Origin of the sequence: Coprococcus sp. RTP21428st1_C9_RTP21428_210409 (genome assembly GCF_040227395.1) — a bacterium.
Lineage (GTDB): Bacteria > Bacillota > Clostridia > Lachnospirales > Lachnospiraceae > Coprococcus > Coprococcus aceti.
On record NZ_JBEHVV010000009.1, the window covers coordinates 49,842 to 61,717 of the forward strand.

General features: G+C 45.4%; 12 protein-coding genes. 3 read left to right on the forward strand and 9 right to left on the reverse strand.

All coding sequences use genetic code 11. The features are described 5' to 3' along the window. Positions 1–177 carry a DUF6472 family protein gene (locus ABUA34_RS03400; RefSeq protein ID WP_022215981.1) on the reverse strand — a complete coding sequence of 59 codons (177 nt, stop codon included), beginning with the start codon at positions 175–177 and terminating at the stop codon, positions 1–3. Positions 178–351: 174 nt separating this feature from the next. On the opposite strand from ABUA34_RS03400, the gene ABUA34_RS03405 reads away from it, so the two are divergent. Then, entirely contained in the window at positions 352–1,626 is a 1,275-nt protein-coding gene (locus tag ABUA34_RS03405) for a transglutaminase domain-containing protein (RefSeq protein ID WP_349822828.1), read from the forward strand. Positions 1,627–1,724: 98 nt separating this feature from the next. On the opposite strand, the gene ABUA34_RS03410 is transcribed toward ABUA34_RS03405, so the two are convergent. After that, positions 1,725–2,642, reverse strand: a complete 918-nt coding sequence (locus tag ABUA34_RS03410; RefSeq protein WP_349822829.1) for an immunoglobulin-like domain-containing protein — start codon at positions 2,640–2,642, stop codon at positions 1,725–1,727. 147 nt (positions 2,643–2,789) lie between these two features. Between ABUA34_RS03410 and ABUA34_RS03415 the strand changes: the two genes are divergently transcribed. Next, on the forward strand, positions 2,790–4,145 hold the full coding sequence (locus ABUA34_RS03415; RefSeq protein WP_055147352.1) for a citrate synthase: 1,356 nt from the start codon (positions 2,790–2,792) through the stop codon (positions 4,143–4,145). A gap of 6 nt (positions 4,146–4,151) precedes the next feature. Further along, positions 4,152–4,712, forward strand: a complete 561-nt coding sequence (locus tag ABUA34_RS03420) for a M48 family metallopeptidase (RefSeq protein WP_349822830.1) — start codon at positions 4,152–4,154, stop codon at positions 4,710–4,712. A gap of 5 nt (positions 4,713–4,717) precedes the next feature. Here the strand turns inward: ABUA34_RS03420 and ABUA34_RS03425 are convergent, their stop codons facing one another. From ABUA34_RS03425 to ABUA34_RS03455, 7 genes are all read right to left on the reverse strand, one after another. Beyond that, complete coding sequence (locus ABUA34_RS03425; protein WP_117550048.1) at positions 4,718–5,680, reverse strand: beta-ketoacyl-ACP synthase III; 963 nt, start codon at positions 5,678–5,680, stop codon at positions 4,718–4,720. Between the two features lie 33 nt (positions 5,681–5,713). Beyond that, positions 5,714–6,766: a glycoside hydrolase family 5 protein gene (locus ABUA34_RS03430; protein WP_022215986.1), complete on the reverse strand. Its 1,053-nt coding sequence runs from the start codon at positions 6,764–6,766 to the stop codon at positions 5,714–5,716. 154 nt (positions 6,767–6,920) lie between these two features. After that, positions 6,921–8,657, reverse strand: a complete 1,737-nt coding sequence (locus ABUA34_RS03435) for an acetyl-CoA carboxylase carboxyl transferase subunit (protein WP_015534523.1) — start codon at positions 8,655–8,657, stop codon at positions 6,921–6,923. A 5-nt stretch (positions 8,658–8,662) separates the two neighbouring features. After that, a complete protein-coding gene (fabF, locus tag ABUA34_RS03440) occupies positions 8,663–9,901 on the reverse strand; it encodes a beta-ketoacyl-ACP synthase II (protein WP_055222324.1) in 1,239 nt (412 codons plus the stop codon). Positions 9,902–10,042: 141 nt separating this feature from the next. Next, entirely contained in the window at positions 10,043–10,468 is a 426-nt protein-coding gene (locus ABUA34_RS03445; RefSeq protein WP_015534521.1) for a GtrA family protein, read from the reverse strand. After that, positions 10,455–11,300: a DUF6734 family protein gene (locus ABUA34_RS03450; RefSeq protein WP_015534520.1), complete on the reverse strand. Its 846-nt coding sequence runs from the start codon at positions 11,298–11,300 to the stop codon at positions 10,455–10,457. The genes ABUA34_RS03445 and ABUA34_RS03450 overlap by 14 nt, the downstream gene beginning before the upstream one ends. A 25-nt stretch (positions 11,301–11,325) precedes the next feature. Continuing rightward, positions 11,326–11,876 (reverse strand): hypothetical protein (locus tag ABUA34_RS03455; protein WP_349822831.1); only part of this gene is annotated, 551 nt, incomplete at its 5' end.

Here is an 11,876-nt window from a genome sequence, read left to right on the forward strand (position 1 = left end):
TCACATCTGATGTCTCACTATCCTGTATTCATCATCCAACTGAAAATACGGACAATTGTCGTAGCCTCTTGCCACAAATCTGGCAAAGTCATCCTCATCCATATTCACCAGGCACTCATAAAAATCATCTTCTTCATCGTACACATAGTGTGCACACATATCGCAACTGGAAGCCATGTGTTTCCTCCTTCCATCCGTTAACCATCAGGTTTTTACTATTATACACATATGCGAAGCAAAATCCAACCGCTTTAACCCATTTTCTCTTTCAATAATAACCATAATGTGTTATTATTGAAAGAAGTATATAAAGGGGCTTTGCATAAGCAAAAGAAGGAGTGTGTTCCAGTTATGAAGAAAAAATTTCTTGTACTGCTGCTTACGCTTACCATGATATTATCATCTTCTCCATATGTCGCAAAGGCGGCGGATACAGATGATACGGACAGCAGTAACAAAACCGATACCATAGATGGCAGAACTTATTTCTATGACCAGTTTGACAACAGTGCGTACAGAACCGTCTACAAACAGATCAACGATGCAGCTCAGGAATTCAACGAGTCGACATCCAATGCTTCTTATCAGGACGGCGGATATTACACAGCATTTACATTGTCGGTCAGCAACAAAGACTGGGAAGTTATCGGCAACGATGGAATGGATCAGATCGTCAACGCTGTGCTCGCCGATCATCCTGAGTATTTCTGGATGTCCGACAGCTATCAGTGCAAGCAGGAATCCTCGGGAGAACTCAGATATACAGCTCTCACCATCGAGTGCTATTCACTGTATGCCAACGGAGATACACGTTCCATATACAAGAACAACTTTGACCTGACCGTCAAGAATTATGCAGCTTCTCTGGATGAGAGCGCAAAGGATTACGAGAAGGTATATCTCATACATAATTCGATCATCAACAAAGTTTATTATGCCTCAGATGCAACATCTAAGAGCAAGGACAACATATACGCATACACCGCAGACGGCGTGTTCAACTCCAAGTATCAGTCGGCAGTCACCTACGGATATGCAAAGGCTTTCAAGGCCATTATGGATTACGTCGGTGTGCCATGTCTGTACATTGAGGGACAGAATTCAGATCTTCTGGACGACTCGATGGACACACAGAAGCAGCTCAAAGAAGAGAGTTACATCAACAACTGTGCATGGAATGCCGTTTATCTCGGCGGAGAGTGGTATCTCATCAATCTCGGTCTGGACGATCCTATAACCACAACAGGTAAGGAGGCATTGTCATATACATACTTCAATGTAACCGACGAACAGGCAAGCAACCTTACAGCCATCACATCAAGACTTCCGGGTATACCAAAGTGTACCGGAACAAAGTACTGCCTCTCAAAGGTTCAGGCAGATCTTGAAGCGGATGGACTGTGGGAGAAGTCAAGCTACAACATAATCGACAAGATACTGGACAAATACGGTTTATCCGTAGTCCTCATAAGCATAGGTCTTATCCTGCTTCTGGTGGTAATGCTCATCAAGAACATACACAAGAGCAGATCGAAGAAGAAAAAGGAAAAGGTTAAAAAGACCAAGACAACAGTGGTTGACAACTCAGAGCTAGATGCAGAGCTGAGAAAGCCGCCTATCTCATAAAATACTAAAATCAAAAAGCTCAATGCTTTCGGATTTCATCCCCGTCAGCATTGAGCTTTTTTCTGTCATTTTTCAAGATATTTTATTTCGTTCACACCCTACTCATCAAAGTTACTCTTGAGTACATTTACGGTGATCTGTCTGGACGCCTTGTTGCCTGCCCAGTCCTCCGCTGTGAGAGTCACTGTTACGGTTCTCTCCTTGCTTGTGTCCACATCCTGAGAAGCTTTAAGCGAATCCTGCACATCCGGATCCTCATCTGTGACATTGTAATAATCACTCCAGTTTATATCCGTTCCCATAGAAACGTCTATCTCGTCCGGGCCGTCTATGTATGGATTTACCTCGTCAACAACATTTATCACAGCCTTTTTTGTCTTGCTTAACTTTCCACGTCTGATCTTATATTTGATGGTGTACTTACCAAGCTTATCCGGTGCAAATTCTGAGTTGTCATATTCCAGCCTGGCATCATTGCTGTCCGGCTCAATATAGTTTGTTATATCAAATATATCACCCATATTATAATCCGTCTGGATCTGCTTGACCCTGAGCATGCTGGATCTCATGATCATCGTGATCACAAGTGCAAGCACTATTCCAACCACCAGAGCCGCCACGGCCATCATTTTCGTATTCAGCTCATATCGCTTCTTTTTATTTCTGCTCTGCGCGGATTTTTTACCGGAACCTGTTGACGATCTGCTATTCGCCGGTCTCCTGGTCTTGCTTCCTGAAGACACGGACTTCACCGACTTTTCAAGTGGACGTCCCGTACTTGTGCGCCTTTTGTCCTGCGCAGTTGCACTTTTCGGACGACTCGCCGATGATAAGTGGCTGCCCGATGCCGGACGATTTCCCGACACAGGACGGCTGCCTGATGCTGACCGACTGCCTGACGCTACTCCCTTGCCCGGCTGTGTCTTTTTCACACTGCTCGTTGTTGCACGGCTCACAGTTCCCTTATGAGCTCCTGCGCTCCCTTTATTCTGCCCCATATCCTGTCTGTCTGCCAATTTATATTACCTCCTAAAACATTTGTCTTAACTTTATTCTCAGTACATTATACATAATATTTTACACCCATACAATCATTTCGGATTGCAATAGTTGTAAATAAGTGAGATAATTCAATGAAGACTTACCTGAAAGGAGTATTATATATGTCAATCAATAATCTTAGTTCATTTACGAAGGAGCGTCTTGGTCTCTGTATTGAGAACGATACCATAGATAACAACCTCTACGAGGAATACGGCGTAAAGCGTGGACTTCGTGATCTGAATGGAATAGGAATAAATGCCGGCATCACCAACATTTCACTAAGCCGGGCGTATACAATGGAGGACGGAAAGCATACTCCTACTGACGGTGAATTATATTACAGAGGTTACGAGATCCGCCAGTTGATAGACGGATTTACAAAGGAAGGACGATTCGGTTTCGAGGAGTGTACATATCTGTTACTGTTTGGAAAGCTTCCGGACGAGAATGAGCTTGCCAAGTTCAAACAGGTCCTCAACCTTGCATACGACCTTCCACACAACTTTATACAAGATGTCATAATGAAGAACCCTACCAAGGATATCATTTCAAATATGACCAAGAGTATCCTTGCCCTCGGATCATACGATAAGTCTGAGACGGATATATCTCTGGACAACGTTCTTCAGCAGTGTCTTATGATAATAAGTGTATTCCCAAGACTCGCTGTATATTCTTTCCAGGGATACAGACATTATGAGCTTGGCAAGAGCTGTTATATACACAAGCCGGATCCTGAGCTTTCATTTGCGGAGAATATCCTGAGCATGCTCCGTTCAGACAGAAAGTACACACAGCTTGAGGCAAAGGTTCTCGATCTTGCCCTTGTTCTCCACATGGAACACGGAGGCGGAAGCAACTCTACGTTTACAACACGTGTTGTCACATCATCCGGCTCAGATACATATGCCACAGTCGCAGCAGCACTCTGCTCACTCAAGGGACCGCTCAACGGCGGTGGAGACCTCAAGGTCATGGAGATGATGAAGAACATACACTGCAATGTCGAGGATGTTACGGACGAGGAGCAGATCCGTGAGTACATCAGGAAGATCGTGCGCGGCGAAGCATTTGACAAATCGGGCGTGGTATACGGAATGGGCCAGCCTGTATACTCTCTGTCAGATCCAAGAGCTGTCATTATCAAGGAGTATGTAGAAAAGCTCGCCGAGGAGAAGCACGAGAAGGACGAATTCAAATTATACGAGCTCATAGAGCGCATCGCACCTGAGGTCATTGCCGAGGAGCGCAAGATCTACAAGGGTGTGTGCATCAACATAGATTACTATTGCGGATTGTTATACAAGATGCTCAAGATCCCTTACGCCCTCTACACACCACTATTTGCCATTGGCCGAGTGGTTGGATGGAGTGCGCATCGTATGGAGGAGCTGATCAACAGCTACAAGATAATGCGTCCGGCTTATCCAAGTCTTGTAGAGCCTAAGGACTACGTACCTATCAAAGACAGGTAATATGCCATGAACAATTCTGATAAATTCGAATATTCTGTCGTCAGGAGCAGGCGCAAATCTATCTGTATCGAGATAGACAGAGACCTCAACATAAAGGTTCGTGCGCCCCTCAGAATGACCGACAGTCAGATCCAAAGCTTTGTGGATTCCAGACAAAACTGGATCCGCAGCCATCTGGAAATCATGCAGAAAAGAATTTCCAATATGTCAGACGAAAAAAATCCAAGCACTGCCCTGACAGATGCCGATATAAAGGCATTGTCAGAACAGGCTCGGATATATATTCCTTCACGTGTAGAACATTTTGCTCAGATAATAGGCGTGACCTACGGAAGGATCACCATCAGGCATCAGAAGACTCGCTGGGGAAGCTGCAGCTCCTCCGGTAACCTGAATTTCAACTGTGCACTGATGAACACCACTCCCGAAATCATAGACTACGTGGTAGTCCACGAGCTGTGTCACAGAAAGCAGATGAACCACTCCGCACTTTTCTGGGCCGAGGTAGAAAAAGTACTCCCAAACTACAAGGAGCTCCGTTCCGCCCTCAAAAATTACAGGTGTTAAAGCCTCTACCACTCCATAACCACAGCGCCGTATGTGAGCCCTGCGCCGAATGCCGACATGGCGATCTTGTCGCCGCGCTTCAGCCCGTGCTCCCTCACGAGCTGGTCGAGAAGTACAGGTACACTCGCCGCAGACATATTTCCTGTGTAGTCGAGAGTCGTAGGGAACTTCTCAAGCGGTGCCTTAAGTCTCTTGGCAACAGATTCAATAATTCTTACATTTGCCTGGTGGAGTACGAAGTAATCCACATCGTCAACGGTCATTCCAGCCTTGTCAAGAGCCTCCTGGAGGCACTTAGGACACTGTCTCACCGCAAACTTGTACACCTCCTGTCCATCCATATACAGATAGTCATGATTGATCTCATCTTTTACAAATATATTGTTGGTCTTTCTGCTCTCGCAGTTTAGCACCATACCCTTCTTGCCGATTGAACCCTGGACAATGCTTATGATTCCCTTGTCAGACTCCTCTATATAAGCGGCACCTGCGCCATCTCCAAACAATACGCATGTACCTCTGTCATTCCAGTCAAGTATCTTTGACAGCGTCTCCGAACCTATTACAAGAGCATTCTTCACAAACCCTGTCTCTATATACATCTTTGCAACATTGAGGGCAAATACAAAGCCCGAGCATGCCGCATTCACATCAAACGCAATCGCCTTATCCGCACCTATAGCCGCCTGAACCTGACACGCCCCGCTTGGTGTGTAATAATCCGGAGTGACTGTGGCAAGCACTATAAGCTCCACATTCTCTGCGGACTTCCCTGCCATCTCAAGTGCTCTCTCAGCAGCCTCAGCAGCCATGCTCGTCGTTGTCTCCTTAACAGCTATTCTTCTGTTCTTTATACCTGTTCTTGAAGATATCCACTCATCAGATGTATCAACATACTTTGCAAGCTCATCATTTGATACCTCTTTCTCCGCAAGGTAGCTTCCTGTTCCTAATATTCTGATTGCCATTATATATTTTCTCCCTTTTATCCGTTATTCTCTTTATTCTTCCTTGTCTCCAAGCAGCTCAGTCACATACTCGCCCCATTTTGTGAGTTTCTTATATCCCTTAGTAAACATGGATGGCTCCACCGTATCGTCATATCCAACTGCAATCCATCCTATATCATGCTTTTCCAGATATCTGGTAAATTTTATTCCAAATACATTTCTGGTGCCCTTCAGCTTCTCATTCTTGACCTCGACATCATCGTCTGCATATCCCCACTCTGTCACTATAAGAGGATAACTTGTCACATAGCCCGACAGGAACTTCTGCCAGAACACCTTGTCCGGGTAAACATGAACAGAGAACGCAGTATTGTCATTCTTCACGCCGAGCTCGTCAAGCCATCCGAGATCATAACAGTAATCCGGACTTCCAACGATTATAAGCTGCTTTGCGCCGGCATCCCTTATAACTCCTATAAGGCTCTCCGCGCATCTCTTCCACTCTGAATCACTCATGCCAACCGGCTCATTGTATATCTCAAATATAACATTTGGAGTGTTCTTGAAATAATCCGCAATGTTCTTCCAGAATTCAGCAGAATAATCCAGCGGATTCTCGTCGAGATCCGGCATCTCATCCCCGGAACCATCTATCGGGTTACCTGTATAATCCCAGTCGAGAATAACATAGTTATCGTTCTCTCCGGCCCAGGTAACTATGCGGTCAAGATATCTCCACATATAGTAATCGTCATTCTTGTACTCCACAGGGCTTATTGGCACCCTTATGGCATTACCACCCTTGGCAAATACATCCTTGTAGAAATCCTCATTAAACTTCTTCTCCTCATACAGACTGCGCGACTCTGGAACCATCACACCCTTGAGAACAACCTGTTCTCCGTCTGCATTCAGGATCTGAGTCCCCTTCGCTGTAAGCATGGTAGGATATTTGTCTGTATCACCGATAAATTCTGCACGTGTTCCCACAGGTGTCAGCAGATCCTGCTCCTTGCCCCGCAGGTACATCACGTACCATATGATTGCTGCCGCAATGATGGCGGCCACGATAACTATCAAAGTAACCTTTATCTGTTTCTTCATAAACGCTCCTCCAATTCAAGCTGTATCTTCAGCCATATACATAAAGTTTACCAAAAAAACACCATCACTTCAACATATGCATGAATAAAAGGCATTCCCCGTGAGATAAATTTCTCACTTGAGAAATGCCTTTCATCTATAGTATATCTGTGATCTACAGATTTCTGAATCTGTCGTATCTGTCCTGTGCGATCTCCTCAGGAGTCTTGTCTGAATACTTCTTGAGGAATTCCTTAATGTTCATCTTAAGGTACTTGCCTATATATGGAACTGACTGCTCATCTGCTCCGCCGTACTCAGGTACGACCTGCTCGATAACGTTCAGTCTCTTGAGATCCTGCGCTGTAATCTGCATAACTTCTGCAGCCTCCTCAGCTCTGTTGCTGTCCTTCCAGAGGATAGACGCATATCCCTCAGGTGAAAGGATTGAGTATGTCGCATTCTCAAGCATCCATACCTCATTGCCGACTGCAAGGGCAAGTGCTCCACCGCTTCCGCCTTCTCCGATAAGGATACAGAGTACAGGAACCTTGAGTGATGACATCTCATAGAGATTTCTCGCTATGGCTTCACCCATTCCTCGCTCCTCAGCCTCAAGTCCACAGAACGCACCCGGTGTATTTACAAATGTAATGATAGGTCTGCCGAACTTCTCAGCCTGCTTCATCAGACGAAGAGCCTTTCTGTAGCCATCAGGAAGAGGCATACCAAAGTTTCTCTCCATGCACTCTGCCATGGAAGCTCCCTTGACCTGTGATATAACTGTTACAGGCTGTCCATCTATATGACCGATACCACCCACAATGGCTCTGTCATCATTCATGGTTCTATCTCCGTGGATCTCACGGAAATCATCGCATATATACTTCACATAGTCGAAACCTGAAGGTCTGCTCATCTGACGAGCACCTCTGAGCTTCTCCCACGGAGTCTTAGGCTCGTCATCCTTGAGTCTCTCCTTGAGGATCTCGCTTATGTCAAATTTCTCATCTTCAACAGCACTGTCAAAGTTAGCATAGCCCTGTCTCTGCTTATGTGTGACGATGAGATCATACATTGTGTCCTTCATCTTGTCTCTTGTGATTATGCCATCTATGATACCATGCTCAACAAGGAACTCTGATCTCTGGAAGCCCTCTGGAAGCTCCTGACCAATAGTCTGCTTGATAACTCGTGGTCCTGCAAATCCTACGAGCGCACCTGGCTCTCCAAGGATAATATCTCCAAGCATTGCAAAGCTGGCTGTAACACCACCTGTTGTAGGATCTGTAAGAATAGATACATACAGAAGTCCTGCATCAGAATGTTTCTTGAATGCAGCGGATGTCTTGGCCATCTGCATCAGAGAAATGATTCCCTCCTGCATACGTGCACCGCCTGAACAGCAGAACATGAATACCGGAAGCTTCTCCTCTGTAGCCTTCTCGACAGCTCTGGCAATCTTCTCACCCACAACATATCCCATGCTGCTCATGAGGAATCTTGCATCACATACACCAACTACAGCAGGCTCACCATTGATGGTTGCCTTTCCTATAGTAACAGCCTCCTTGAGGTTTGTCTTGGCCTGTGCAGCCGCAACCTTATCCTCATAGCCCTCTGTTCCAAGAGGATTTGAGCTTGGCATATCCTCAAACCATGGCTCAAATGACTTTGGATCTGTGACCATTCTTATTCTGTTCTTGGTCTTAACTCTGAAGTAAGAACCGCACTCATAACAAATGTACTTTGCGTTCTTCACTCTTTCCTTCTCAACTTCTCTTCCGCACTTAGGGCACTTTACAAGCTCCACCTTTGGTGCTTCCTGAATTCCCTCAGCAGCCTTTGCCTCCTCTGCAGCCTTTGCTGCAATTATCTCGGCATCCTTTGCCTTTTTTTTGATAAATAACATAATATTTACTGCTCCTTATACTTCTGTAAGACGATACATGCATTGTGTCCGCCAAATCCAAGTGAGTTGCTGATCGCAACATCAACGTCCATCTCGCATGGCTCCTTACAATAATCCAGATCAAGCTCCTCCTCGCTCTCCACAAGGCCTCTTGTTCTGTGGATATAACCTTCCTCTATACTCTTGACACAGGCAATACACTCGATGGCTCCTGCTGCACCGAGAAGATGTCCTGTCATAGACTTTGTTGAATTGATCTTGATGTCCTTTGCGTGATCGCCAAATGCCTTCTTGATAGCACGTGTCTCAACAAGATCGTTCAGATGTGTGCTTGTACCATGAGCATTGATGTACTGAACCGCATCAAGTGGAAGTCCTGCATCCTTAACCGCATTGGTCATGGCAACTGCTGGTCCCTCACCTGACTCCTCAGGTGCTGTGATGTGGTGTGCATCACTTGAACATCCGTAACCTGAAAGCTCTGCGTAGATCTTTGCACCTCTTGCCTTTGCGTGCTCAAGCTCCTCAAGAATAACAATACCTGCACCCTCACCGAGAACGAATCCGCTTCTGTCCTTATCAAATGGAATAGAACATCTGTCTGGATCTGTTGATGATGTAAGTGCTGTAAGTGAATCAAATGTTGATATACCGATAGGTGTAACTGCTGCCTCACATCCGCCGGCTACCATGACATCAGTGTCTCCGTACTGGATCGTTCTGAATGCCTCACCGATACTGTTTGTTCCTGAAGCACATGCTGTTACAACATCTATACTCTTGCCCTTGAGACCAAACTGGATCGCAACGTTACCTGCTGCGATGTTGCTGATCATCATAGGAACTACGAATGGACTTACACGAAGTGGTCCCTTTGTAAGTATGGTTCCATATGCGTTCTCAAGCTCCTGAAGTGAACCAACACCTGAACCAATACATGTACCAACTCTGTAAGCATCTTCCTTTGTCATATCAAGTCCTGAATCTGCCATAGCCTCCTGGGTTGCCTTCACAGCAAACTGTGTGAATCTAGCCATACGTCTTGCAGACTTTGGATCAATGTAGTCCTTTGCTACAAAGTTCTTAACCTCGCCGACAAGCTTGCACTTGTATGCTGAAGCGTCAAACTGTGTAATAGGTCCGAAGCCATGCTTCCCTTCCTTAAGTGAATCCCAATACTCGTCAACTGTATTGCCGACTGGAGTTATGGCTCCTATGCCTGTTATTACTACTCTCTTCTTCATACTTATCTCCTTGCATTACTTATTCTGCTTTTTATACATATTTAACCATTCAATTATACTCCAACTGTCAAATGTTTGGAAGTAATTGTGTCCATGTTTTTCTATAAAATTTCGATAAACATTCGCATTTATACATATCTCTTACAGTTTTTCCTTTATCTTTCTGAATATAAACTTCTTGCTTATATAATAATTGAGGAATATCACCAGCACTGATGTGAACGTCTTTATGCCCATCGCCCACAGGTGAAGCCTGTCAACCAGTATATAAATCAGGCCCTCCTCCACCACCAGTGTGAACACCCTGCTCACGTAGAATGACACCAGTTCTTTTATGAACTCCCACGCAGTCTCTGCGACAGTGTGGAACACCGATTTTCTATTTGTTATGAATGACACAAAATTGTACAGTATCCATGCCAGGAAGTTGGCCCTGACAGGTTCTATCCCGCATTTGTACATAAATATCCAGGCGGAGCCAAGATTTACCGCTCCCACGACAATTCCCCACAGTATATATATGTATATCTCCCTGGGTATCTTCTTCAGCACTTTATCTACAAACATGTAACTCCCTTATAACATCCGCCTCTTCCGGAAACTCCCGCTCTATCCGCTCGCAGAGACGTCCGTTAAACTCAACCCTTTTCCCATAGTTAAACTTCAGAATATTCTTATATCCCCACAAATGTGTGAACACATCCTGTCTCTCTATATCCGCCGCCTCAGGAAAAAATGAAGCAATGATCTTTCCCTTTCTCGCAGCACACATCGCAAGCAGTCTCTGCTCCGCAAATACCATGTGGCACAGATTTTCCTCAGTCTCCCTACAATTCTCCATAAATTGTATGGAGCTGTCCACATAATAGTTCTTAAATTGCTCCTTAGCCATATATAGCATACAGGTATTTACCGGCGGAACATCCCAGCTCCACAGGGGATCAAAGCTGTACGAACTGTCCATATTGAAGAAGTCCCTGCCGGGATATACATCCGGATATATTCCTTCTCTGTGTATTGCACAAATATCCGTCCCCGCTATGTATTCCCCTATATTCTTCCACACTATAAGGTCCAGATCCACCATGACCGCCGGCATATGCGCCGCCTTAAGCGCATACAGCTTGCCCGCAGCCCAGAACACTCCCGGGGATATGCTGTCAGGAACCTGTATCTCTTTTATACCGCCATTCCATATATGCGACAATCCCTGTCCCTCAACATAATCAATGGCCCTTGCATCACCGTAAAGTGTGATAGGGCCATTCATTTTTCTCCACATAAGAGCAGACAGGATCATGGTCAAAAGCTCATAATCCTGCATGCTGTAAGTGTCATCTTTACTTTTCTCAAAATAAGGAGCAGTCCACAATATGTGGAATCCCTCTATATCCTTCATATATCCTCCAAGATCCGGTCATGTACTAGATCAGATCCAGTCCATATCCAAACTTAGCATTGCCACCAATCCGGCTGGTCGGTCTTCTGCTTCTGTTGATAAGCTGCCACTCCTGAGGGAACTCAACCATCAGCTCCTGGCTTGTTCTGATTGAATCCATACTGTCCTGTGGCTGCTGTGTGTCACTTTCAAGCACCATCGGCATATTTTTTATCCGCTGACTTCCAAATATTCTATATTGGCTGCCTGACAATATTCTCTGGCTACCCAACAACATACGCTGGCTGCCAAACACTCTGTACTGGCTTCCCGCCAGGTATCTGAAGCCTCCCTGACTTCCAAACAGCAGTCTCATCTGACTGCCATTCCACCGGAACCGCTGACTTCCTATCATTCTATACTGGCTTCCCGCCAGGTATCTGAAGCCTCCCTGACTACCGAATAACTGTCTCATCCGGCTGCCATTCCACTGAAAACGCTGGCTTCCTGTCATTCCACTCTGACTTCCCATCAAAAGCTTCTGGCTTCCAGTATCCACAGTCTGTTTCGCAGCTTCGCATCCAAGCTCTTCGTATC